Source organism: Arthrobacter sp. NPDC080031 (assembly GCF_040702485.1).
GTDB lineage: Bacteria > Actinomycetota > Actinomycetes > Actinomycetales > Micrococcaceae > Arthrobacter.
Window position 1 is genome coordinate 1 of sequence record NZ_JBFBLA010000017.1, and the last position, 24401, is coordinate 24401.

Below are 24401 nucleotides of genomic sequence, written 5' to 3' on the forward strand. Positions count from 1 at the left end.
CTGGTGTCCTACAACGAGAAGCACAACGAGGCGAACGGCGAGGGCAACAACGACGGCGAATCCCACAACCGCTCCTGGAACTGCGGCGTCGAGGGGCCCACGGAGGATCCCAAGGTCCTGGGCCTTCGTGCCCGCCAGCAGCGGAACTTCATCGCCACCTTGCTTCTGTCCCAGGGTGTCCCGATGCTGCTGCACGGTGACGAGCTGGGCCGGACGCAGCGGGGCAACAACAACGGCTACTGCCAGGACTCCGAGCTGACGTGGATCAACTGGGACAGCGTGGACCAGCCCCTCGTCGAGTTCACGGCCGCGGTCAGCGCTCTGCGCGCCAAGCACCCCACCTTCCGCCGCAGCCGCTTCTTCGACGGCCGCCCGGTGCTGCGCGGCGAAGGCGAAAGGCTTCCGGACATCGAATGGCTGGATCCGGATGGAAGCACCATGCAACCTGAGGACTGGGACAACGGCTTCGGCCGCTCAGTTGGGGTTTTCCTCAACGGCGACGGCATCCAAGGAAAGGACAACCAGGGCCGGCGCATCACCGACGTCAACTTCCTGCTCTACTTCAACGCCCACGACGACGAAGTCAAGTTCAGGCTGCCCTCGGACGAATACGCACCCGCCTGGGACATCCTGATCGACACCGCGGGGGAGAGCGCCGACTCCGCGCCCGTCGAAGCAGGCGGTGTAGTGTCGCTCGTGGCGAAGTCAATCGTAGTGCTTCGTGCGCACAGTGCTCCCGAGGAGGTGCCCGACCACTCAGTGGCCGCCTCGCTCGCAGCGCTGACGCAGACGGCGACCGCCGAAACCGCGGCGCTCACGTCACCTGCCGTTCCGGAGCCGAAGAAGACGAAGAAGCCGGAGTCCGGGCGGCGGCCAAGCAAGCAGGACACTCCGTGAACGGTTGGCGACATCTTGATCGGGGCCTTGCCTGTCAGTAAGCGTGCTGATTAACTCGGAGGCGAAGCGCCGGACCGGCGCTCGTCTTCGTTGCAAAGGAGATGCACCATGGGTTTTCTCGCTTTTCTTCTGCTTGGCCTGATCGCGGGCGCCATCGCAAAGGCCATTCTTCCTGGAAGGCAAGGCGGTGGGCTGCTGCTTACCATGCTCCTGGGAGTTGTCGGGGCGTTTCTTGGTGGTTGGATCGGTTCCCTCCTCTTCGGTGGCGGACTGGGAGACTTCTTCGATCTGAGGACGTGGCTGCTGTCCATCCTGGGAGCCATCATCGTGCTGCTGATCTTCGGAGCACTCAGAGGACGTCGAAGCAGGGTCTAATGCCTGTCGAACAATTGGTTCGGCAGCACCGTTCTCGGGTGTCCGCTGGTCAGGCCTTCGCCGCCACCGGATCGTTCGGGTGTGGATTCAGGGGCGTAATCTCCACAGTCATCCACACATGCAGCGGGAGCGAGGCCAGGATCTCCCTGAGATCGGCCTCCGTATCGGCGCTCCAGAGGCCGAGCGTGCGCCACTCGCCCGGCTCTGCGGGCGGCCTCCACAACCGAAGGAGGTTGCCCGTCTGCGCCAGTTCGGCAGCGCGGATAGCTTCGCGATCCTTGGTAGCGTCGACCGTCGAATCTGGCGTTCCATGCGGGACGTTCGTGGTGAGGATGGTGAGGAATTCCATGGGACTGCTTTCTGTCTTTGTCGGCCGTCGGGCGGGTGCCCTTTATTTGAGTCAACACGAGTGCCCGTCTGCGGTCCACGACTTGTATCCGAACACTGGTAGGCCCGGCCTCTCATGGTCATCCCGGCGTACAATCAACCCGTGGAACTCCGGCAGCTCACCTACTTCGTCGCTGTCGCCGAGGAACTGCATTTCGGTCGAGCCGCTGAGCGGCTTCGCATTGCCGGGCCGTCGCTCTCCCAGCAGATCCTCAACCTCGAGCGCGAGCTTGGGACCCGGCTCCTCATCCGTGATCGCAGGCACGTCGAGTTGACGCCCGCCGGCAGCGAGTTCCTGACTGATGCCCGGGAGGTCCTGGCCGCTGCCGCACGGGCGTTCGATCGGGCTCGCAACGGCGACCGACAGATGCCGCTGCGGCTGGGCTATGTCAGTTGGCTTCCCCCAGGGATCGCGACAATGCCCAACCTTCGGATCCGGGTAGACGAGTGGGTCCTGCCATCCCACACTCAGGCAGCGCGGGTAGCCGAAGGCAGCCTCGATCTTGCAATTGCGTGGATTGAGGAGGCCGACGTCGCGCGGCAGGGCCTGGCAGCCGAGCTTTTAAAGTACGAGCGACTACAAGCCGTCATGCCAGGGACGCACCATGCGGCTCGTCACGAGAGTGTGCCGGCAGCCGGACTCACGATCCTCGTCGATGTCGACGAAGCCTCATGGGACTCGTGGAACCGCTACGCGTTGGCCTTCGCGCAGGCCAGTGGGGCGTCCGTCACCCACATCGACGACGGTGGCATCACCGGACCCGCATTCTTCGAGCATGTGTCCCGCTTGAGGCGGCCAGTGCTCCAGTCGCCCAAACGTCATGCAGAGCCGATGCCGCCCACATTGACCCGTCGGCCTGTCACGTCCCCGGTCCCGCTGTGGGCTTGGGATCTGCTGCACCGTGCGGATGACACGCGTCCTGTGGTCACGAGCGCGATCCGAACGCTGATCGACGGCGCCTCGGCGGCCGGGTGGCGAATACCGCCGACCGAAACCCACTGGCCCCCGACCATTGGAAAGCAAGCGTGAGGGGTTTCGCAGCTCTAGGACTGGATTTGGTCGTTGCCGAAAAGGCCTGGCAGCCCGCCTGTATGGAGAAACACCGCTGTGCCTTCTGGCAGTCGATCGTGGCGTGCTGCGCTGATTAAGCCAGCCATGGCGCGCCCAGTGTATGTCGGATCTAGGATGATGCCTTCCATCCGAGCGGTCAGATCGATAGCTTCCCGTGCCGCCTCCGTGAGGTATTCGTATCCGGCGCCGACCTGCTCTTCATCAATGCGAAGCGCACCGCTGGCAAAGCCCATCTCGTCTATGAGGCGTGCGACGGCGGCTCGCGCATCTTTGAGCGCTCCGCAGTCAACACCGAATACGCGCTCCGCTCCGATGGCTGCGACAAGGCCAGCCATCGTCCCTCCGGAGCCTACTGCGAGGGTGACGCTCCCCAGATCAGGTACCTGCTCGAGCAGCTCCATCCCCGCTTGCCGATACGCCTCCGCACTGAGTGCATTCGTTCCGCCGAAAGGTATCCGAAACGCGTCGCGCTCACGCGCTAATTCTGCGGCCACGCTTTCAGTGTCCGAGGCCCCGGCGAATACAAGCTCAGCGCCCAGGATTTGATCCAGCAGGAGGTTGCCGGTGGGTTTTTCCGGGCGTTCACCCGCCAATACGAGTACCACGTGCATTCCAAGGCGAGCTCCCGCGGCAGCCGTCAGCCGCGCGTGGTTGCTTTGCTGAGCGCCAGTGGTAACGAGGACGCGCGCGCCCTGCCGTTCAGCGTCCGCCATCATGATTTCGAGCTTGCGCACCTTGTTGCCACCGCCCGCAAGGCCCATCAGGTCATCGCGTTTGAAGACCAGCCCGTCTCGGGGGATGCCGAGGGCCGCAGCTAGCCGGGGTACCGCTTCTACGGGGGTCGGTCGTAAGAAGAATTGCGTCTTCTTTTCCATCCTTAGCTTCGTGCCAAAGGTCGCGGAGGCTAGTAGGCGACCAGCCGCCGTCGAAGGGACACCGTCCCCAGAACGAGTCCGACGGCGGCGGTCGCCAGCAGCACAACCAGGTCCCGGCCGAGGTTTTCGGTCGACTGGTAGAAGATCGCTGCCTCTAGCGCGTCCACCCCGTAAAAGGTCGGCGTGAAGTGCGCTATGGCCTGGATCCAATCCGGCAAGAACGCCGCAACACTGATTCCTCCGCTGAGGAAGAACAGGTAGATCGACAGATTGATGCCAGCCCCGGCAACGGCTGAGAAGCGCCGCAGCGCACCTCCCAAAGCCGTCCCGAGCCCGGCGGCCGCCAGCGCGATCAGTCCGATCGCGGCCAGCGCCGGCAACCAAAACCATCCAGCAGGGCGGAGGACCCCAAAGGCGTACGACAAGACCAGGACCACTGCAGCCACGAGCATGGTTGTTACCCAGCATGCCAGGATCTTGCCGGCGATCAGCGACCCGCGGCCGATCGGGGAGAGCAACAGCGCTTTGATGGTAAGTTCTTCGAACTCGCGGGCGGCTGCCAACCCGCCGTTGACGATCCCCATGATCGTGAGCAGGAGCACGAGGATCGGCACGAGCTGAAACTGGACCAGGTCGACGTCGTGCGGCCTCAGGTCCGATTCGGCGACGCCGACCATGATCGGTGTGTCCGGCTGGCCGGCATAAAAGTTGGTAATGGCGGCCGGAACGGAGCGGCGCAGATCGTTGGTGAAGTCGAGGTTCAGGTTGTTGATCTGCACTCTGACGGGGTCGGGCCGCCGCGCCCGGTAGTCGTCGTCGAACGTGGCGGGTACGGTAATGACCGCCGCAACTTGGAGCGTGTCCAGCAGGTGCGTGGCTTCAACGGGATCGGCGCGCTGGACGCGGAAGGCGTCCGAGTTCTCAAGGATCGAGACGAGCCGTTGCGCCTGCGGCCCGCTGTCCTCAACCACCAGCGCGACCGGGTTCCGGCCGACCGCCCCGGCCACCACGAAGATGATCAGCAGGAATGCGACGGGCGGCAGGAGGCTGGCCAGAATCGCGGACGGCGTCCGGAACCAGGTCAGGATATCTTTCGCCGCTATGGCGAGCACGGCACGTCGGGCAGCCATCAGTGCCTCGCCCCACGCCGACCGAACACGAAAGCCGCGCACCCCACGGCCACCAAGCTGAATGCTCCCAGGACGATCGCGTCCACAGTCAGGCCTTGCGGAGCCGTCTGGTAACCGTGGAAGGCGTGCTGGAAGGCGGCGATCGCATACGTGAGCGGCGATATCGCAGCGATCCCGCCGGGGATGGCGCCCAGCCAATTCGCCGGCCCGAACGGTCCGCTCAAGAAGAACAAAGGTAGAACGGCCGCGATGGACAGGGGGATTGCCTGCTGTCTCCGGCGGACCAGGGTCCCGACGAGGACGCCGAGGGCGAGGAACGCCGCCAGAACCAAGAGTCCGAAGCCCAACACTTCGAGGGGATGGAGCGGATGGACCCCGATAAAAAGGACCACGACGGCGAGTAGCAGCAGCGCGGACGCCGCCGCAAGGACTGCGGCTCCCAGGACCTTGCCCACCCCGATCGTCAAGCGGCTCACAGGCGCAAGTGCGAGTTCCTTGATGGTCCCGAGCTCGTAGTCCCGCGCGGTATTGACGCTGCCTTGCAGTTGGGACGCGAGCATCAGGCCGGCAACCATGATGCTCACGGCGAGGTACGGAATGTAGCCGGTGTCTTGTACTTGGAGGTCGGATTCGCGGGCGGTCACCACCACCTGATCGGGGAAGGCGTCCGCGTAGAAGGACGTGATGGACAGCGGAACGGCCCGCCGGATGTCGTTGGTGAAGTCGACGTTCAAGTTGTTGACTTCCACCGGAATCTCGATTCGCGTTCCGGCGGCGAGGGCGGCGTCGAACTCTTGTGGCACGGTCACGACGGCGACGATGCTGCCGGAGCGGATCTCACGTTCTGCGTCGGCCGGGCTTGCGGTGTGGATGATGAACGAATGCGCGCCGTTCATCGCCTGAAGGAAGCGTTCCGCGAGCGGTCCGTGGTCATTCATCACGACGGCGATCGGGGCCTGGCCGCCGCTGATCGCGAAGAGCAGGAAGAGAAGCAAAAAGTTGATCGGGATCAGGACGCCGATGATCGCGAACAATGGCTCCCGGAGGGTGAGCCGGATGTCCGTCGCGGCCACGGCCCGGATCACACGCAGGTCATGGCGGAGGCTCACTCCCGGAGCTCCTTGCCCGTCAGGCTCAGGAAAACCTCGTCGAGGCTCGGTTCCCGGCTCTGGATCTCCTCCAGGCTCGTGGACCCGACTACTTCCGTTACGACCTTGCCGGTCACGTCGGCACCACCCTCTACTGTGACCTTCAGCGAGCCGTCGGAAGCATTTGCCGAGACGACGCCGGGGAGCGCAAGGACCTTTCGAACGATGTCCTCCCCGGGAGCTGGATGCGTGCGCATTTCAAGTACCGTGTCACCGAAACTGCGCCGCAGCTTGGTTGGCGAATCGAGCGCCACCAGCCGTCCGCGGTCGATGATGGCCAGGCGATCGCACAAGGCGTTCGCTTCCTCGAGGTAGTTGCTGGTGATGAGTACGGTGGTTCCGCGATCCTTGAGTTCCAGGATCCGGTCCCAGAGGGCATGCCTGCTCTGCACGTCGACTCCGAGGGTCGGTTCGTCGAAGTAGAGCAGCTCCGGTTCGTGGAGCATGGCCCGGACCAATGCCAGCCTTCGCTTCATGCCGCCGGAGAACGTGGCGACGCGGCTCTTCCGCCGCTCTTCCAGTTGCGCCAATTCGAGCAGCGAGGTGATCTTCCTATCGAGACCATGCTTGGGCACGTCGAAGAGATCGGCATGAAACCGGAGGTTGGCTTCTGCTGTGAGCTCCTCGTAAAGGGCGTTCTCCTGCGGTACTGTCCCGAGCGAGCGCCGGATCCCGCGTGGATCCTTCAGCAGGTCGATGCCCAGGACCCTGACCCCGCCTGAGCTTGGGCGGCTGAGGCCGCTGATCATGTTGATGATGGTTGTTTTGCCGGAGCCGTTGGGCCCGAGTAGGCCGAAAATCTCTCCGCGTTGAACCTGCAGGCTCAGGTCGTCGACCGCGGTGAGGGAACCGAACCGCTTTGTGACGCCTATGAGCTCGATGGCCGCTTCAGTCATGCCTTTTCCTCCCTGAACAGCGGGCTGCATTACCCCTGCTTCCTCGCCGGGCGTGCCGGCTCGGCGCGAATGGCGGCGGCAGCTTCCGTCAAAGCGGCGTAGTTGTGCCCACTGACGAAGGCGTCACAGTAGGGCAGCGCGGCGGCCATGCCGCCCGCCAACGGTTGGTAATCCGTGCCGCCTTTCCTCGGATTGACCCAGACGATCCTGTAGGCGAGCCGCCGCAGCCGCGCCATCTGCGCGTCTACCAGTTCGGGGGCATCCTGGGCCCAACCATCGGAGAGCAGCACAATGACCGCGCCCCTGGCCAAGCCGCGGCGTCCGTAGCCATCGGTGAAGCGCCGGAGGCTCTCCGCGAGGCGTGTGCCACCCGCCCAGTCGGGGGCGGCCGCGGCTCCCAGGGCCAAGGCTTTGTCTGCGTTCCGGTTCGAAAGCTGCCGGGTCAGTCTGGTCAGCCGGGTGGAAAACACGAACGCCTCGGCCTGCGCGCCGGCCACCGCGCCCTGCAGCAGGGAAAGGAAGACCTGCGTGTACGGTTCCATGGAGCCGGACACATCGCACAGGAACACGAGGCGGCGCGGACGGGCACGACGGCGGGAATAGACCAAGGAGCTTGCGTCGCCGCCGGTGCGCCGGGCCGCGCGGATGGTGCGCCGGAGGTCAAGCTTTGCGCCACTATGCGCCCATTGGCGTGTCCGGCGGCTTCGGCGCTCCGGGGTAGCCAGGACGATGCGCCGAACCAGCTGGCGCACGTGGGCAGCTTCTTCGGGTGTCAGCTCGGCGAAGGACTTCTCATGCAGGTGCTCCTCTGCGGACGCCATGGCAAGGATTGCCTCGAACTCCGGGGCATGGGATTCGTCATCGTTCGCTTCGCCAGGGGCGGCGACGGGCGCCCGCGACGCCGGGACGTGACCGTCGGCGTGGGCCAGGCGCCGTTCGCTTGGAGCGGTCCGGGTGTGTTCGGCCGTGCCGATTGCCGGTGGACTGTTGGCATCGCCGCGGGTCTCCGCCGGATCGAGCGTCCCGTCGAATGCGGCCGAAAAGACGGCGTCGAAGACCGGCAGTTGTTCGTGCGAAGAGACCAGCGCCACCCGGCACGTCCAGTAGAGCGGCTCACGGGCAGTAGGCGGAACGATCTTGAGCGCCCGGGCAAGCCAGGCCGCGCGGTCCGGGGAGCTCGGCAAACCTGCATTGCGCAGCGCCGTGCTGAACCCTACCGCCAAAGCCGCAGCATCCACGCCGGCCCGGCCATCCCTGAGCGCAGGCTCAATCATAGCCGCCAGCCACCCATGCCGGGCCTTGAGCCCACGCAATGTCCAGATCGTCGCGATTCTTCAGGACCGAACCCCAGGTCTGTTTTACCGCCGCCGGGTCCAGTCGTTCCACGCCAAGCACCGTCAGGGCAGACACCCAGTCGATTGCCTCCGCGATACCCGGGGGTTTGGCCATGTCTAGGGACCGTAACCTCGTGATGGCCGCTGCGGCATCCAAGGCGAGCGGCTCGGCGCTCCCCGGCACCCTGCGGCGAACGATCGCGGCGATGCGCTCCGGCCGGGGGTAGTCAATCCAGTGGTACAGGCAGCGTCGGGTCAAGGCGTCGTGCAGGTCCCGGGTCCGATTGGAGGTCAGGACGACGATGGGCGGGTGCGTGGCGCGAATGGTGCCCAGCTCGGGAATCGTCACCGCGGCCTCAGCCAACAGCTCAAAAGTGAAGGCCTCGAACTCAGCGTCGGCCCGGTCGATCTCGTCCAGCAGCAGGACGGCCGGACGCGGGCCTGGATGCTCGATCGCCTTCAGCAGCGGGCGGCGAAGCAGGTACTGTTCCCCGAAAAGGTCGGACTCCTCCACGCGGACGTCCCGGACCTCAGCCAAGCGGATGCCCAGAAGTTGGCGTTGATGGTTCCACTCGTACAGGGCCTCACCCACGTCGATGCCCTCATAGCACTGCAAGCGATACAGGGGCGTGTCGAGCACCTTGGCCAGCGCCTTTGCCGCCTCGGTCTTCCCGACGCCGGCCTCACCCTCCAGCAGGATGGGTTGCGGCAAGCGGATGGCCAGGAACAATGCGGTCGCCAGTCCGACGTCGGCAAGGTAGTCGCCGTCGTCGAGTGCGGTCATCAGCGCGGAAACGTCCGGGACAAGACGCCGGACATCGTCTTCCGCACCCGCCCGCACCGGCCCGGTCATCGGTCCCGTCCCAGCCGGGGCTCAAGACGCAGCGGCATAGCGTTCCGGATCGGCGAGGAACGCCCTCCTGCATCCAGAGGAGCAGAAGTAGTACGTAGTCCCAGCGAACTCGGCGTGCAGCGTGGACTCCACAGCCGCGACGCTCATGCCGCAGACCGGGTCCACGGCACTCGCGGGCTCCGTGCTCGCGGGCGCCGGATCCGCTGTGGCGGTCTCCGGTTTCGTAGCCTCTACAGCCCCGCCAAGGTGGCGCACGGACACAAGCTCGGCGAGAATCGACAGCGCGATCTCGGCAGGCGTCCGGCCGCCCAGAAGCAGCCCGGCCGGGCTGTGTACGCGAGCACGCTGGCCGTCGTCGACGTCGAGTGAGGCCAGGACGGCGGCGCCGCGCGTGCGGCTCGCGACCAGGGCGACGTATGGCACCCCTAGCCGGAGTGCGGCCTCCAACGCAGGCTCCTCGTCCCGGCCCTGCGACGCGACGATGAGGGCGGCGTCGTCGGCCCGCGGTTCCGCCGCGGTTCCGTCCGTGAGGTCCATGTCCAGGTCGAGGATGGCACCCAAAGCGCCCAAGGCCTGTGCCACGGGGGTCGCGCCGACCACCACCACCCGGGGAGCGGGCATCTGCGGCTCGAGGAAGATCTCCACCGCTCCGCCGCTGAGGCAGGGGTTCGCGACCTCGACGGCGCCCTCCTCGCGGGTGCGGGACGGTTCGCCGGGGACGACGCGCAATAGCAGGGGTTCGTGTTTGGACAGCGTCTGCAGGCCGTATTCGCGCACGGAGGCCTCGACGCACGTGCCGCCAAGGAACCCGTCGATTTCCCCGTTGGCCAGCACCAGGGCGGTGTCCCCGGCGTGGGCGCTGGTGGGGTGCTGCGCTCGCACTACCGTGGCACGCACAAACGGTTCCCGGCGTTCCACAAGTTCCTGCGCCCTTGCCGCCAATGCTTCTCCGTGCAGGGGCATGTCACACCGGTGGCCTGGCCCGGCCCTGCATGGCCTCCCATACCCGGGCCGGCGTGCACGGCATATCCATGTGCGTCACTCCATATGGCGTCAACGCATCCACGATGGCATTGACGATGGCGGGCGGGGACCCGACCGTGGCGGATTCGCCGATGCCTTTGGCGCCGATGGGGTGGTGCGGCGACGGTGTGACGGTAAACCCGGTCTCCCAGTCCGGGACTTCCATCGCCGTGGGGATGAGGTAGTCCATGAACGAGCCGCTGAGGCAGTTGCCCTCCTCGTCGAATGCGATGATCTCCATGAGCGCCATCCCGACGCCGTCGGTCAGTCCGCCGTGGACCTGGCCTTCGATGATCATCGGGTTGATCCGGGTCCCGCAATCGTCCACCGCGATGAATCGCCGGACCTTGACGTGGCCGGTCCCGGCGTCGACGTCCACAACGCAGATATAGGCGCCGAAAGGGAACGTGAGGTTGGGAGGGTCATACGTCACCTCAGCATCGAGGTTGCCGTCGATTCCCTCCGGCAGGGCAACGGTGCCGTGGGCGCCGAAGGCAATCTCGGCGATTGTCTTGCCGGCGCTTGGATCGCCCTTGACGAACCAGCGGCCCTTTTCCCACTCGAGGTCCTCGGGCCGCGTCTCAAGCATCGCGGCGGCAATGAACCTCGCCTTTTCCCGGACCTTCCGCGCCACCAGCGCCACTGCGCCGCCGCTGACCGGCGTCGAGCGGCTGCCATAGGTGCCGAGGCCGAAGGGGGTCTGGTCCGTGTCGCCGTGTACGACGTCGATGCTCTCGGGCGGTATGCCGAGCTCCTCCGCCACGATCTGGGCGAAAGTGGTCTCGTGGCCCTGCCCCTGGCTCTGCACGGAGATCCTGACGACGGCCTTGCCCGTGGGATGGACACGGAGTTCGGCACCGTCGGCCATGCCGAGCCCAACGATGTCGAAATGCTTGCGCGGCCCTGCGCCGACGGTCTCGGTGAAGAAGGAGACCCCGATGCCCATCAGCTCGCCGCGCTCCCGCTTTTCGCGCTGCTCGCGCCGGAGATCCTCGTACCCGGCCATTTGCATGGACAATCGCATGGCCGGCTCGTAGTTGCCCGAGTCGTAGACCCAGCCGGTCTTGTTGGCGTAAGGGAACTGTTCCGGCTTGATGAAATTCTTCAACCGAAGCTCTGCCGGATCCATCTCCAGTTTCCGGGCCAGGATGTCCACCATGCGCTCCACCAGGTAGACCGCCTCCGTGACGCGGAAGGAACAGGCATAGGCCACGCCCCCGGGGGCCTTGTTGGTGTAGACACCCGTGACTTTGCAGTAGGCAGCCTTCAGGTCGTAGCTCCCGGTGAAGATGGAGAAGAAACCTGCAGGGTTTTTGGTGGGCTGCGCGGTGGCATTGAAGGCGCCGTGGTCTGCCAGGACGTTGGTCCGCACCGCCAGCATCTTCCCTTCCTTGGTGGCCGCGATCTCGCCCTGCATGATGTAGTCCCGTGCGAACGACGTCGACATCAGGTTTTCCGAGCGGTCTTCCACCCACTTCACCGGCTTGCCGGTGACAATCGAGCCGACAACGGCGAGGACGTAGCCGGGATAGATGCCCACTTTGTTGCCGAAGCCTCCGCCGATATCGGGGGAGACAATCCGGATTTTGTGCTCCGGAATGCCTGCCACTATCGCGTACAGCGTCCGGTGGGCATGCGGCGCCTGGGTTGTTTCGTAGAGGGTCAGTCTGCCGTCGATCGGGTCGAAGTCCGCGACGGCGCCGCAGGTTTCCATGGGTGCCGGGTGCACGCGCGGATACACGACCTCTTGGGCCACGACGACGTCGGCAGCGTCGAACACTGCTTCGGTTTCAGCCGCATCGCCGATCTCCCAATCGAAGATCCGGTTGTCCGTCCGGCCCTCGATATCGTCACGGATGACCGGCGCGCCGGGGTCGAGGGCGTGGCGGGCATCAATCACCGGCGGCAACATGTCATATTCGACGTCGATCAGCTCCAGGGCGTCGCGCGCGGCGTAGCGGTCCTCGGCGACGACGAAAGCGACCTCCTGGCCCTGGAAGCGGACCTTGTCCGTGACGAGGACTGCCTGCACATCGGCCGACAGGGTAGGCGCCCACGCGAGGTTGAGTGCCTGCAGGTCTTTGCCCGTGATGACGGCGAGAACCTTGGGATGCGCCAACGCTTCGGTGGTATCTATTGAGACCAGCCGCGCATGCGCAACGGGTGCGCGCAGGATGGCTCCGTGCAGCATGCCGGGCAGCACGATGTCGTCGATGTAAGTGCCCTTGCCGCGGACGAACCGCGGGTCTTCCTTGCGCTGGAGGCGGCCGAACCCGATCGGGCGGCCCGGGTCTCCGGCCGCCGGGTTGGGTGCATGCTCCTGGATGGTGGTCATGCCGTCACCTCTTCAACGATGGTGCCACCGGCACCGCCGTCGTGCGTTTCGGCGTCTGCGCCGAGCGGGTGGGCGGCGGCCCATTGCACCGAGCGGACAATGGTCGCGTAACCGGTGCACCGGCAAATCTGGCCGGAAATGGCTTGGCGGATCTCGGCATCGTCGGGATGCGGGTTGCGGTCGAGGAGGGCCCTGGCGCTGAGCATCATTCCCGGAGTGCAGAATCCGCATTGCAAGCCGTGTTCCTCCATGAACCCCTGCTGAACCGGATCGAGCGTGCCGCCGACGGCCAGTCCCTCGACGGTCCGGATCTCGTGTCCGTCGGCCATGGCTGCCAGCACGGTGCACGATTTCACCGGCTGACCGTCCATCAAGACGACGCAGGTTCCGCAGTTGCTGGTGTCGCATCCCCAGTGCGTGCCGGTCATTCCAAGGTTTTCGCGGATGAAATGGACCAGCAACACGCGCGGTTCGATGTCCCGGGTCACCTTGTCCCCGTTGACCGTCATACTGATCTGCATTGCCTTCAGCCTTCCTGTGCACCTGCAGCGCGCGCACAAGCACGGCGCAGGACCCTGCGGGTGAGTTCGTCGGCCAGGTGCCGTTTGTAGTCGACCGGTCCGCGCTGGTCGTCCACCGGGTGGCAGGCGGCGGCTGCGATGCGGGCCGCCTCGACGAACAGGTCTTCATGCGGCCGTTGTCCGAGAAGCACGGCTTCGGCCTCGGGGACGGTGCCGTCCAGCCCGACCGCCGTCAGCCCGATTGCGGCCTCTTCCACAGTCCCGTCTGCGGAGAGCCCGACGGCGGCCCCGGCCGCGACGATCGCCCAGTCACCTACCCGGCGTTCCACCTTTTCGTAGGCGCTGCCCGAGCGCGGGCGGATCGTGAAGCGGATTTCGTACAGCAGCTCGTTCTGCGCCACGGCGGTTTCGTAGGGGCCGCGGTGGAAGTCCGACATGGCGACGATCCGCTCGCCGTCGGGCCCGCGGATCACGGCCTGGGCACGCAGAACGTCGCAGACAGTGGAGAGGTCTTCGGCCGGATCGGCTTGGCAGAGCGAGCCGCCGATCGTGCCGCGGTTACGGACCACAGGGTCCGCGATCACCTGCTCGGCATCACGGATTATCGGAAAGAGTTCAGCGACGTCGGCGGACTCGAGGAGCGCAGCGTGGCGGGTTAGGGTACCCACACGCAACTGCTCACCTTCCCGGCGGATGAATTCCAGTTCCGCCAAGTCGTTGATGTCGATCAGCCACTCCGGCCGCGCCAGGCGCAGCTTCATCATCGGCAGCAAGCTGTGTCCGCCTGCGATGATCCGCGACTCGGGACCGTGGCGTTCGAGGAGTTCCAGGGCGTTTTCGACGTCGCTCGCGCGCTCATAATCGAATGGAGCCGGAATCTGCATTGTCCACCCCTTAGGGCCAGACGTACTGCGGGTCGCAGGACGCGGACCTATGATCAGTCTTGCCCGCGTCATTGTGGGTGTCAACATGATCAAGGGGCAAGATCACGGCCGTTTTGATTGCAAAAAGAAATTCGCAGCCGGTGTCCTTTCCGCGACGTTCCGTCCGTCGTCATGGTGTATCAACCGATCGTGGAATGGGAATGGGTCGCCGAGATGGAAGCCCGGGGCGTGAGCCGCCACGGTTACCGGCTGCCTGTCGAGGACGCGACAACCGTCACGCTGCGGGCGGGTGAGGTAGTTGTCTCGTTGCGAGCTAGCTTGGAGTGCGCCGTTAGGGTGGGGCATGAGCGATAAGGGACTGCTCGAACCACCAGGAAGGAACCCAATGACTGAAAGCAACAATTCGCCGGACAAACCCACAATGTCGGCAATGTGGTCCGACGGGCTGGGCCGCGCCGGGATCCGTTCAGGCCAGATGCTCCTGGTCATCACCTTGGTATCAGTGATTCTGTGGGCTCTGACCAGCGTGCCGCTCGTCATGATCCCGGTCACTATCGCGCTCATTCTTGCCTCGGCAATCTCGCCTCTTGTGCGTTGGCTGACTGCCCACCGGTGGCCCCAGGCCCTCGCCGTCGCGGCATCGTTCGTGGGGATCCTCGCAGTCTTCGGCGGAGTCATCACCGGAATCGTCTTTCTTATCAGGGCGCAATCGAAGGAGCTTGCGGTGAAATTCACTGCCGGCATCGACCAACTGCACCAATTCCTGAACAACGGCCCCTTCAAGGTCAGCGACGAGCAACTCCGCTCCGTCGCCGATTCCATCCAGCGCTTCGTCACGAGCAGCACGTTTGGTGCCGAAGCGCTCACGGGCGCCCGTACGGTCGGTGAAATCCTGGCCGGCTTGGTTCTCATGGTGGTGATCTTGTTCTTCTTCCTCAAGGACGGCGAGAAGATCAGGACTTTCCTTTTCGGGTTCCTGCCGCCGGTTCACCGCGGGAAGGCCCACCTGGCCGCGGAACGAAGCGCCACCGTCCTGGGAGGCTATGTCCGGGGCACGGCCCTCATCGCAGCGGTGAACGGCTTGATCATCGGGACCGTCCTGGCCATCCTCGGTGTCCCGCTTGCCCTGCCCCTTGGCGTTTTTGTGTTTATCGGCGGATTCATTCCCATCATTGGTTCCACCGCAGCCGGTACCCTCGCTGTAGGTGTCGCCCTGATCTCGAACGGTCCGGTGACGTCCCTCATCGTCCTCGCAGTCCTGGTCGCGGCCAACCAGCTTGAGCACCATTTCCTTCAACCCGTTTTGATGGGCAAGGTCCTGAGCATTCACGGGCTGGCCATTTTGCTGGCCTTGGCTATCGGCACGATGCTCGCTGGCATTATCGGTGCCTTGTTGGCCGTGCCGACTGCCGCCGTTGGCTGGACTGCCATCAAGACGTGGACCGGGCGGGGCGACTCGGCGCCCGCCGGCATCGACCACGCCGATGGAACCTCGGGCTGAACCGGACTCACCGCCAAAGCCCGAACCTACGCCTGCGCTAGGAGTTCGTCGCGCAATTGCTCCAGGTGGGACGGTTGTTCTGCGAGCGCCCGGGTGGTCGGCGGGGGACTGGGTGCCCGGACGCCCGCGAGGGGGTCGTCGGTGCGCGGGACGGTGAGGCTCAAGGCCCCGCCAACATCGGGTGCCGCGGCATCGCGGCGAGTGAGGGCCGGCAGGTTCCAACGATGTTCGATGGTGGCAAGGATGCTCGTGTGATCGAGTGGGACAGGACCGCGGGCTCGGAAGAGGGTGCCGGCCGGGATGAGCGGACTGATCAGGATCGTTGGCACACGTACCCCGAAACGGGTGAAATCGAAACCGAATTCCCCCGGTGTATCGTCTGGCGGCGTCGCGCCCCACGGCGGAGCGACGTGGTCGTAGCAGCCACCGTGTTCGTCATACGTGACGATGAGCAGGGTGGAGTCCCAGGCCGGCCCATCGTGGACGGCGCGATAGGCGTCCAGCAGGAACTGCTCCCCGAGCGCGACGTTGTAGTTGGGGTGCTCGCTGTTGCCCGTCGAGGACCAGGACGGTTCAAGGAAGGCGTATGCGGGGAGCTTCCCGGCCGCCGCGTCGGCCTGGAAGTCCGCGAACAGGCCAATGTTCGACGCCGGGGCGTGCCGGGTGTCGTCGAAGTCGAGTTTCGTCAGGGGCGACTTGGTTTCGCCGTAGATTTTCCACGGGATCCCATGGTTGCCCAAGTGCCCGAAGATGCTCGGCACGGCGAACCGTTTGGCCTTGTCATCCAGGTTGCCTTGGCTGGTTCCGGCACACGCGAACGCCCGATTGGGCATCGTCATGGTGGGAGCTGACGCGAACCAGGCGTCACAGACGGCGAACCCCTTCGCCATCGCAGATAAGACAGGAAGTGTCTGCGGGGTGAAGCAGCCCATGATCATTTGCTCGGTTGTTCCCGGCACCACGTGCCAGCCCTTGGCCAGGTTGTCCTTGATGGCACCGGCGTAGTTGGTCACAAAGCCGCTCATGGGAGGCACAGTCCCCGCTTGCGGCGCGCCGGCGCTGCCATAGAGCTGCTCGTTCGTTGCCTGGTATCCCTCCCCGGGGTCGGCGCCCGGCATGAAGTAGACGTCGGGCGTCGAGGAAGTCAGCTGATAGACCCCGACAGGACTGCCATCGGTGCCTGGGCAGGACTCCGTGCCGGTCAGGCCCTCAAACGGGTCTCCCGCGGGAGAAACATTGGCGGAATCGGCGTAGAGGTATCCCAGCATGTGATCGAATGAGCGGTTTTCAAGCATCAAGACGACGATGTGCTGGACGGCATTGAGACCAGTTGCCGGCACGGTGACCATCCCTTCGTAAGGAGTTCCTGTCCGTGCAGAACAGTCTCCCACGCAGCTGTCCTGGTGGATATGCCGTCGGATCGGTGCTGCTCAGGCGGGAACGGGAGCCACCACGGGTTCACCGTTGAAGTATTCGAGCTGCCAGCCGTCAAGCGCATCGTGGTGGGCTAGGTTGAGCGCGGCATTCTCGATGCTCTCCAGCGTGCGGGCGACGGCGCGGCCCAGGCTCAAGCGGAGGAGGGTTCCGTGTGCGACAACAAGGACGCGGCGACCGCTGAACTCCTCGGCGAGCGCCTCCAGCCCGGCCAGGCCTCGGGAGGCTGCCGCATCCTCGCTTTCCGCGCCGCGGAAGCCGCCGGGAATGCGCAGTGCGTCCAGCTCAGGGCCCGCTTGAAGGCCCTCGGCAGGTCCAAAGCGTCGCTCGGTCAGCTCCGGCATGTGCCGGTCCACGCTGAGCCCCAGCCCTGCGGCGATCAGTTCGGCGGTTTCGGCGGCCCTGCTCAGCGGTGACGAAACGATGACGTCCCATTCGTAGCCGGAAAGGACGGCGACGGCGTCGCGCGCCTGGCCGCGGCCGACGTCGTTCAGCGGAATGTCGGTGGATCCCTGCAGCCGGCGCTGGGCATTCCAGTCTGTCTGGCCGTGGCGGACGAGGGCGAACGTAGTAAGGGGCATTCCAGTCTGTCTGGCCGTGGCGGACGAGGGCGAACGTAGTAAGGGGCATGCCTTCCATTCTGCCTTGGGATAAGTCCGTGGGCAGCCAATGCTGCTTCTTGGGTCGGCCTTCCGCCTGCAAGTGAACGTGGCATGAAGGTTCGGTCAACAGGGGTCGCGAAACGGGAAAACCGGACTGGGCGACGGTCCAGTCTTTATACGGTGGACCCATGAAAGCCTCCCTAAAACGTCGCAGTGCCCTCACCGGCGGCCTCGCTCTGGCCGTCTTTTCAGCGCTCCTTAGCCCCGTTGGGCCCACCCATGCGGACGATGTTCGAAAACAGGATCAGGGTGCCCACCTCAACCTTGGCGCCGCTGACCTCCCCGAGAGCCGGACAGTGACAACCCTCGCCCCCGGCGTCACACTGACCAAAATCAGCCGGGGCGGAGCCGACTCATCACTTTTCTGGACAGCCGAAGTGGCCATTCCCTCCGACTCGCCGGATCCGGATGCTCCGGCGTCGGCGCTCTCAAGCCAGGCCACTGCACAGCGCACGGCCGACAAACTCAAAGCCGGCGGAGTCGACGAGCGCGTTGAACATGTCCAGTCGCCGCAGCTCGCCGACGCGGGAGGCGATTTGGGGTATCGGGTCCGTGCCGGCCGCTTCGCCGCGCAGGCTGACGGCGCCTCCGTCGTCGCAAAGATCAAGACCGCCGGTTTTGCCTCCTCAGTGATCTACACGGGTTGGGACGGCGACTCCGAAACCAGCACCAAGACACGCGGACCGTGGAATCTTGACGTCATCACGATCGATCCCGGGACGTACCAGGGTCAGCTCGCCGCCTCGTTCGGCCCGGATCTGGAGAAGCGGGAGACCACCAGCCAGTTGGCTTCCGACGCCCACGCCATCGCGGCTGTGAACGGAGGGTTCTTCGTCTTCGACCCGAAGGCCGGTGCCGAAGGCGACCCCGCCGGGGCCGGGGTCTATGGAGGCAAGACCCTCAGCGAAGCCGTGGCGGACCGCCCGGCTCTCGTCATCGACGGGAAGAAGAATGCCAGCAGCATCCAGCGACTGACCTGGGATGGGAAAATCTCCTCCGCTTCCGGGGAAGCACCATTGGACGGCATCGACCGTGTACCTGGCCTGATCCGCAACTGCGGCGGCGCCAACGACCTGCCTACCTCAGGCCCGCTCCAGGATGTCACCTGCACGAACTCCAATGAGCTCGTCACGTTCACTCCGGAGTTCGGGCCGTCCACGCCTGCCGGTCCAGGCCTCGAGGTGATGGTGGACAGCCACGACACCGTTACCGCCATCGCCGAAACCCGTGGTGCGGCCGTCCCTTCCGGAGGACACACCATCCAGGCCACCGGAACCGACGTCGCGCGGCTCCGCGCACTCGCTCCGGTGGGCGCCAAGCTGAAGATCGACGCCGGACTGCTCGGCCAGGACGGGAAGTCCCTGCACGCTAACAAGTTCACGAGCGTCGTCAACGGTGGCCCGTTGCTGGTCAAGGACGGCAGTGAAGACGTCACTGCCCGCCATGACGGCATGGTTCGTCCCAACGACGGAAACAGCTTTTACTACGGCTGGGTCCACAAACGGAACCCCCGGACCTTCGCCGGGACCGATGCCCAGGGCAGGACCATGCTTGTCACCGCCGATGGACGTTCGACTTCCTCGCTCGGACTGAGCCTGAAGGAAGAGGCTGACGTTGCACTGTCACTTGGCATGGTCCAGGCCATGAACCTGGATGGCGGTGGCTCAACAACAGCCGTTGCCGAAGGAAAAGTCCAGAACAGCCCCTCGGGCGGCTCGGAGCGCGCTATCGGGGACGCGCTCCTTGTGCTGCCGGCCCGCAAAGACGGGCAGTAGGACCGGGACTTCCACGGGGAACCAGCTAGATCCAGTCCCGCTTCTTGAAGGCGAGGTAAAGGAAGATTGAACCGCCGGCCATGAGAGCGCAGGATAGCCAGAGGCCGTAATCGCTCTGGAAGCCGAAGAAGGGCACATTCTGCCCGAAGAAGCCGGTCACTGCAGTGGGAACGGCGATGATCGCGGCCCAACTGGTGACCTTCTTCATGACCAGGTTCATCTGGTTCCCCTGGATGCTGATGTGGGTTTCCAGGATGGTCGTGACGAGGTCACGGAGCGATTCCGTCCATTCCGAGGCACGCAGCACGTGGTCGTAGACGTCCTGCAGGAAGGGCTGCATCGCCGGGCTGCAGCCAACCAGGTCCTCCCGCCTCAGGAGGGTGTTCAGGACTTCACGCATGGGCAGGACGACACGGCGGAGCCGGACGAGGTTCTTTCGGAGTTCGAAGGTCTTCCGCTGCAGGTCGTGATCGGGGGAGTGGTCCGCGAAAAGCGACTCCTCGAGGGAATCGATGTAGCCATCGAGTTCCTGGACGGCGTCGAAGTGCCCGTCGACGATCATGTCCAGCAGGCCCCAGAAGAGGAAGGGCACCCCGTGTTGTGCCAGCTCGGTTTCGGCGTCCCAGTGCGCAGTCAGCTTGTCGGTGTCGAATCCGGCCCCGTGCACAGTCACTAGCGCATTGTGGGTCACGAATGCCGAGATCTCGGCGACAGCCAGTTCCCCGGTGCCAGGCTGTAACGCGGCCTGGTAGGCCGAGAGGAAAAGGTGGTTCGGGTAGCGGTCCAGTTTGGGCCGCTGAAAGTCGTGGACGGCGTCCTCGACGGCGAGTCGGTGAAGCCCGTACACCGTTTCGACGCCGAGAAGGTCATCCGGCGTCGGGTTCGTGTAGTCGATCCACAGCACCACGTCATCCTGGCGGGCCAGGGCTTCGATTTCGTGGGCCAGGACATCGTCGCGTTCGAGTTTGCCTTCGCGGTATAGCCGTATGAACACCATCCGCCCCATAGTACGGGACGCGTATCCGTGCTTCCTGAGCGGCAAGGCTTCGCGGCCGGGACGTGCCTTTGCCGTTGTTCGTCCCTACAATTTAAGTGCGGCCTTGCGGTGTCCTGCCGCTGGGCCGGCGACTAAGGAGAGCCATTATGGGTTGGGGCGACAGGTTCCATCACGCTGCCGGTAAACTCCACGGCAAGGCCACGGAGGCGGCCGGCGAGGCCACCGGCAATGACCGGCTCAAGGCTGAGGGCAAGTCCCGTCAGGTCAGGGCCGATCTGAAGCTGGCAGGCGAAAAGATCAAAGGCGCCTTCAGGAAGCACTAGTCCGCGGACGCCGATAGCAGGGCGCGGGCCATGCGGCCCGCGCCCGCGTCATGTCCTGATACATTTTTCCAACACTGGACGGGTCAGTGCGGCCTGCCATGATGAAGCAGGCGCGGGGGGGCTGGATCATCAACCCCGGTTCGGCGCGGGAGCGTCATGCGGCAGGGCCGTTCGCCCCGCTGGCTAGGCTCTCGCGCGCAGCTCCCGCCGGAGGATCTTTCCCGACGCCGACTTGGGAATCGCATCGACGAACTCCACCGATCGCACGCGCTTGAACGGCGCCACCCTTCCGGCGACGAATTCCATGACTTCGCCGTCGCCGAGCTCGGCTCCGGCCTGCCGCACGACGAACGCCTTCGGTACCTCTTCGCCGTCGTCCGCGTGGATGCCGATGACTGCGGCGTCCGCAATACGCGGGTGGGTGAGCAGGAGCGCTTCGAGCTCGGCAGGTGCGATCTGGTAGCCCTTGTATTTGATCAGCTCTTTGAGCCGGTCGACGATCGTCACGACGCCGTCGGCCGTGACGGTCGCGATGTCGCCCGTGCGGAGGAAGCCGTCCGGATCGATCGTCGCGGCGGTTGCGTCGGGCCGGTTCAGGTAGCCGAGCATGACCTGCGGCCCCCGGACGAGAAGCTGTCCGGGAGCGCTCGGTCCTTCGGCCGGAACGTCGATCTCTTCGTCCGTAGCGGGGTCGAGGAGCTTGCATTCCGTGTTCGGCACGGTGTAGCCCACCGAGTCGAGAGGGACGCGCTCGGCACCGTCGCGCGGGATGGCGTGGGATACGGGACTCAGCGCGGTCATGCCATAGCCCTGAAGCATCGTGCACCCGAGCCGGTTCGCAACAGCGTGCCCCAGTTCGCCGTCGAGGGGCGCTGCCCCCGAAAGCACGGCGCGCACGGACGAGAGGTCGTATTGGTCCACTAGAGGATGCTTTGCCAGCGCGACGGCGATGGGCGGCGCGATGAAGAGGTAGCTACAGCGGTAGTCCTGCGTAATGCGGAGGAATTCGGCGAGGTCGAACTTCGGCATCGTGACAAGCCGGGCCCGCTCGCCGAGGGCAAGGTTGAGCAGCACGGTCAGGCCGTAGATGTGGAAGAAGGGCAAGACGGCGAGCAGCACGTCGTCGGGAGTTACGCGGAAGAAGGCGCTCGACTGCGCGACGTTCGCCACGAGGTTGTACTGGCTCAACAGGACGCCCTTCGGCGCGCCGCTCGTGCCCGAGGAATACGGCACCACCGCGGCGGCGTGCGGATCGACGTTGAGCGTCGGCGCGGGAAGACCGGCGTCGAGCACGTCCGCGAGCGAGGGATGCCCCGCGGCGGCAGCGAGGTCGCCGCCGTCGAGCACCACAAGCCGTTCCGCAGGGATCCCGGCAACCAGCGCCGCGGCCTCCGCCCGCTCAAGGAACGGCGTGACGGTGAAGAGCCAGGAGGCGCCGGCGTCGCTGAGCTGGCTGCCGACTTCATCGGCGGTATACAGCGCGTTGACGGTGGTGACGGCAGCACCCGCACGCAGCACCCCGTGGAAGACGACGGCGAACGCCGGCACGTTGGGGCAGAAAAGGCCCACTGTGGTCCCGGGGCCTGCATCGTGGCCCGCTAGCCAGCCTGCCATGGCGTCGATTTGGCCGACGAGTTGGCGGTAGGTCATTTCCGCGCCGGTCGTGCCGTCCACGAGTGCGATCCGGTCAAGGTCCTCGACGCCCAGCCCGCCGAACAGATACTCATAAATCGTGACTTCGGGGATCTCGACATCAGCGTACGGGCTGGTGAACATCGCGGCTCCTTCGGCGCACGACGGCGGGAGTCGCCGTCGTGCGTCCATTACACCCGGCGGCGCGGGGCCGCGACAAGGCCCGCCGCGGCCGGATGCCCACCAACTGGACGGCTCTACGCCTCAACCAGCCCTGCGCAGGATGCGTCGACCAAGGCGGGGGTGTGCCAGGGGCGGCCGGTTCGATCTCCTTGGGGGAGCGGATTATGGTGTCGAGGCGGGACGGGAAGCGGCGGCATCGCGGAAGGGCTGGTTTGCCGTACAACGGGAACCGGATGCGTGGGTGACGGCCCGCGGTGCGGGACTTCCGGGCAGAGATCGGTGATCAGGCCCATTCCTGCATATTCCCGCACGTCGCTGATGCCGCTCACCGCGGCGGGCTTGTCGGGAAAGGACCTGGAGATGGCTACCACGGTTCCGTCCGGCGCTTTGAGCCTGAATCTGAAGCTCGTGTCCTCGTCGATGTAGAGTTCAAATATCCCTGCCATGCGTATCCTCCTGAACAGCGGGCGGCGCGTGGCGCCCGGTAGGTCTCGCCGGGTCCGGGGCGCGGCGTTGCGCCCCAGCGGTTTCAGCCGGCAAATGGATCATCTGACTCACAGCGTGTGGTGCTCGCCGCACGGTGTAGTTAACAAAATACGGGGAAGAACCTTGGCTGGCTAGTGCATCAGGGACGGCCCTTGGTCATCGCTGCTCGAGAATCCGGTGTGCGGCGTCCTGGGCCGCCAGCGCCCTGTCATCGACGATTTGGCCGGGCAAGTGTCCGGCGGCTGCGATGGCACGCCGCAATTCCGCCACGGTGCGAGGGGTGCCCACGCCCCGGTGTGCCATGGCGTGGCAATTGGCACACAGCGGCACGAGGTCCGCTATCGGATCCAGCGTGTAGTCGTTGCCGAGCTGTGAAACGGGAACCACATGGTGGACGTGGATGAAGTCTTTGCCGATGTCTCCGTAGCCTACTTCGAAGGAGAAAGTGCACACGGCACAGGACGTGCCGTGGAAAGCCAGGCAAATCCGGCGGGCTTCAGGGTCGCGCTCGTAGCGGTTCGTTTCAATCCAACTGACGGCTGCTTCCGGGTAGGTTCCTGGAACGGTCTGGCACGGCTCGGAGGCTCTTGGTCCGTGCTCCCGCCACACGCGCTGAAGGCCGGATTCTGATTCTGCCGGTATGGACCGTCCCGATCCGCGGAAGGCGTTCCAGGCCACGTCCGGCACTTCGCTGGAGAGGACACTCGACGGGATCTGGCTGCCGAGGGGAAGCAAGGCATCGAAGGCCACGCTCACGTACCGCGCAACACTCTTCGGCTCGGTGCGTTGAGGCGCTTCATACGCTTCGGACATGACGACGCCGTGGCCGATGAGCCCGCGTCCGTGGGGGCCTCCGCCTTGCACGAGAAGCCATGCTTGGTTGCCGGCCTGGATCTTCCGGTGCTGGCCAACGTTCCATCGCTCGAGGAATTGACCCGTTTCGGCAACCTGCCCGATCACAGCCTCGTAGTTCCAGTCGTTCCAAAGCCGTGGATTCCATCCCAGGATGATGGCTGCCATGGCTGCTCCTCCCTGCGTTCCGGTGTATCTATGCGAGTCGGGTCCGGACGATTTCGCTGACGGCCTTGCCGTCGAAGCGGCCAGCGACCTTTGCTGTGACGGGCTTCATCACGGCGCCCATCTGCCTGATCGTGAGTTCCTGGCCGCTGGCCTTCAACGCGGCGATGGCGTCGTCGACGATTGCCTCTACTTCGGCGGGGGTCAGCATTTCGGGCAGGTACGCCTCGATGACTTCCGCTTCGGCAATTTCCGCGGCAGCGCGCTCGGACTCGCCGGCCTCCGTGTAGATGCGCGCCGTGTCCCTGCGCTTGGCGGCTTCCTTCTGCAACAGGGCCGTCACTTGGGTGTCGTCCAGCTCGATGGGTGTCTTGCCGGACTTCTCACGCGTCTCTATTTCGCCGAGGACGTTGCGGACCGTCGTGAGCGCGGTCTTGTTGCGGTCTTTCATGTGGACTACGACGTCGGCATGCAGGCGTTGCTTCAGGGTGCTCATGGTGTTCCCTCTAGTTGGTGGTTGTTTTCATTCTTCACGGTCTTGGCCGTCTATGCAGAAGAACCATGCAGCCGGCTGGCCCGGTATCTAAAATTCTGCCTCCGGCGTCCCCCAAGAGGGCCCTTGGCGACGTAGCATCGAGGTAGGCGGCTGCCAGGAGTGTGG

23 protein-coding genes and 1 pseudogene are annotated in these 24401 nt (G+C 65.2%); 6 read left to right on the plus strand and 18 right to left on the minus strand.

From position 1 onward, the window contains the following. Together AB0323_RS14915 and AB0323_RS14920 are read left to right on the plus strand one after the other, a co-directional pair. A pseudogene (locus AB0323_RS14915) lies at positions 1-897 on the plus strand (glycogen debranching enzyme); the annotation flags it as partial. 108 nt (positions 898-1005) lie between these two features. Continuing rightward, the gene (locus tag AB0323_RS14920) at positions 1006-1272 is read left to right on the plus strand and encodes a GlsB/YeaQ/YmgE family stress response membrane protein (protein WP_366178000.1); all 267 of its coding nucleotides are present in this window, start codon (positions 1006-1008) and stop codon (positions 1270-1272) included. 49 nt (positions 1273-1321) lie between these two features. On the opposite strand, the gene AB0323_RS14925 is transcribed toward AB0323_RS14920, so the two are convergent. After that, on the minus strand, positions 1322-1621 hold the full coding sequence (locus AB0323_RS14925) for a muconolactone Delta-isomerase family protein (protein ID WP_366178001.1): 300 nt from the start codon (positions 1619-1621) through the stop codon (positions 1322-1324). A gap of 141 nt (positions 1622-1762) precedes the next feature. Between AB0323_RS14925 and AB0323_RS14930 the strand changes: the two genes are divergently transcribed. Continuing rightward, positions 1763-2689: a LysR family transcriptional regulator gene (locus AB0323_RS14930; RefSeq protein ID WP_366178002.1), complete on the plus strand. Its 927-nt coding sequence runs from the start codon at positions 1763-1765 to the stop codon at positions 2687-2689. 14 nt (positions 2690-2703) lie between these two features. Here the strand turns inward: AB0323_RS14930 and AB0323_RS14935 are convergent, their stop codons facing one another. Genes AB0323_RS14935 through AB0323_RS14980 form a run of 10 tightly spaced genes read right to left on the minus strand, consistent with a single transcriptional unit; the run spans position 2704 to position 13730 of the window. Next, the gene (locus tag AB0323_RS14935; protein WP_366178003.1) at positions 2704-3606 is read right to left on the minus strand and encodes a pyridoxal-phosphate dependent enzyme; all 903 of its coding nucleotides are present in this window, start codon (positions 3604-3606) and stop codon (positions 2704-2706) included. Positions 3607-3635: 29 nt separating this feature from the next. Then, a complete protein-coding gene (locus AB0323_RS14940) occupies positions 3636-4736 on the minus strand; it encodes an ABC transporter permease (protein ID WP_366178004.1) in 1101 nt (366 codons plus the stop codon). Then, positions 4736-5845, minus strand: a complete 1110-nt coding sequence (locus AB0323_RS14945) for an ABC transporter permease (protein WP_366178005.1) — start codon at positions 5843-5845, stop codon at positions 4736-4738. The genes AB0323_RS14940 and AB0323_RS14945 overlap by 1 nt, the downstream gene beginning before the upstream one ends. Then, positions 5842-6780, minus strand: a complete 939-nt coding sequence (locus tag AB0323_RS14950) for an ATP-binding cassette domain-containing protein (protein ID WP_366178006.1) — start codon at positions 6778-6780, stop codon at positions 5842-5844. Before AB0323_RS14950 ends, AB0323_RS14945 begins: the two co-directional genes overlap by 4 nt. Before the next feature lie 29 nt (positions 6781-6809). Then, entirely contained in the window at positions 6810-8054 is a 1245-nt protein-coding gene (locus AB0323_RS14955; RefSeq protein ID WP_366178007.1) for a VWA domain-containing protein, read from the minus strand. Beyond that, positions 8047-8967, minus strand: coding sequence for a MoxR family ATPase (locus tag AB0323_RS14960; RefSeq protein ID WP_366178008.1), 921 nt, complete (start codon positions 8965-8967; stop codon positions 8047-8049). Before AB0323_RS14960 ends, AB0323_RS14955 begins: the two co-directional genes overlap by 8 nt. 21 nt (positions 8968-8988) lie before the next feature. Then, complete coding sequence (locus AB0323_RS14965) at positions 8989-9930, minus strand: XdhC family protein (protein WP_366178009.1); 942 nt, start codon at positions 9928-9930, stop codon at positions 8989-8991. A gap of 1 nt (position 9931) precedes the next feature. After that, positions 9932-12325 (minus strand): aerobic carbon-monoxide dehydrogenase large subunit, encoded by a 2394-nt coding sequence (locus tag AB0323_RS14970; RefSeq protein WP_366178010.1) that lies wholly within the window; start codon positions 12323-12325, stop codon positions 9932-9934. Beyond that, positions 12322-12846: a (2Fe-2S)-binding protein gene (locus AB0323_RS14975; protein ID WP_366178011.1), complete on the minus strand. Its 525-nt coding sequence runs from the start codon at positions 12844-12846 to the stop codon at positions 12322-12324. The genes AB0323_RS14970 and AB0323_RS14975 overlap by 4 nt, the downstream gene beginning before the upstream one ends. A gap of 5 nt (positions 12847-12851) precedes the next feature. Next, on the minus strand, positions 12852-13730 hold the full coding sequence (locus AB0323_RS14980; RefSeq protein WP_366178012.1) for a xanthine dehydrogenase family protein subunit M: 879 nt from the start codon (positions 13728-13730) through the stop codon (positions 12852-12854). Between the two features lie 385 nt (positions 13731-14115). On the opposite strand from AB0323_RS14980, the gene AB0323_RS14985 reads away from it, so the two are divergent. Then, a complete protein-coding gene (locus tag AB0323_RS14985; RefSeq protein ID WP_366178013.1) occupies positions 14116-15231 on the plus strand; it encodes an AI-2E family transporter in 1116 nt (371 codons plus the stop codon). A 26-nt stretch (positions 15232-15257) separates the two neighbouring features. Here AB0323_RS14985 and AB0323_RS14990 read toward each other — a convergent pair whose 3' ends face one another. Both AB0323_RS14990 and AB0323_RS14995 read right to left on the minus strand, forming a co-directional pair. Beyond that, the gene (locus AB0323_RS14990) at positions 15258-16571 is read right to left on the minus strand and encodes an alkaline phosphatase family protein (protein WP_366178014.1); all 1314 of its coding nucleotides are present in this window, start codon (positions 16569-16571) and stop codon (positions 15258-15260) included. Positions 16572-16661: 90 nt separating this feature from the next. After that, complete coding sequence (locus tag AB0323_RS14995; RefSeq protein WP_366178015.1) at positions 16662-17246, minus strand: histidine phosphatase family protein; 585 nt, start codon at positions 17244-17246, stop codon at positions 16662-16664. 209 nt (positions 17247-17455) lie between these two features. Here AB0323_RS14995 and AB0323_RS15000 point away from each other — a divergent pair, with 209 nt between their 5' ends. Beyond that, positions 17456-19102: a phosphodiester glycosidase family protein gene (locus AB0323_RS15000; RefSeq protein ID WP_366178016.1), complete on the plus strand. Its 1647-nt coding sequence runs from the start codon at positions 17456-17458 to the stop codon at positions 19100-19102. A 25-nt stretch (positions 19103-19127) separates the two neighbouring features. Here the strand turns inward: AB0323_RS15000 and AB0323_RS15005 are convergent, their stop codons facing one another. Continuing rightward, complete coding sequence (locus AB0323_RS15005) at positions 19128-20099, minus strand: magnesium transporter CorA family protein (protein WP_364536240.1); 972 nt, start codon at positions 20097-20099, stop codon at positions 19128-19130. A gap of 146 nt (positions 20100-20245) precedes the next feature. Between AB0323_RS15005 and AB0323_RS15010 the strand changes: the two genes are divergently transcribed. Beyond that, complete coding sequence (locus AB0323_RS15010) at positions 20246-20422, plus strand: CsbD family protein (RefSeq protein WP_364536243.1); 177 nt, start codon at positions 20246-20248, stop codon at positions 20420-20422. A gap of 183 nt (positions 20423-20605) precedes the next feature. Here the strand turns inward: AB0323_RS15010 and AB0323_RS15015 are convergent, their stop codons facing one another. From AB0323_RS15015 to AB0323_RS15030, 4 genes are all read right to left on the minus strand, one after another. Next, positions 20606-22198: an AMP-binding protein gene (locus tag AB0323_RS15015; RefSeq protein ID WP_366178017.1), complete on the minus strand. Its 1593-nt coding sequence runs from the start codon at positions 22196-22198 to the stop codon at positions 20606-20608. Positions 22199-22311: 113 nt separating this feature from the next. Beyond that, positions 22312-22683 carry a DUF1508 domain-containing protein gene (locus tag AB0323_RS15020; RefSeq protein WP_366178018.1) on the minus strand — a complete coding sequence of 124 codons (372 nt, stop codon included), beginning with the start codon at positions 22681-22683 and terminating at the stop codon, positions 22312-22314. A 196-nt stretch (positions 22684-22879) separates the two neighbouring features. Beyond that, positions 22880-23743: an HNH endonuclease gene (locus AB0323_RS15025; protein WP_366178019.1), complete on the minus strand. Its 864-nt coding sequence runs from the start codon at positions 23741-23743 to the stop codon at positions 22880-22882. Positions 23744-23771: 28 nt separating this feature from the next. Then, positions 23772-24236 (minus strand): GatB/YqeY domain-containing protein, encoded by a 465-nt coding sequence (locus AB0323_RS15030; RefSeq protein WP_366178020.1) that lies wholly within the window; start codon positions 24234-24236, stop codon positions 23772-23774. Between the last annotated feature and the right edge of the window lie 165 nt (positions 24237-24401).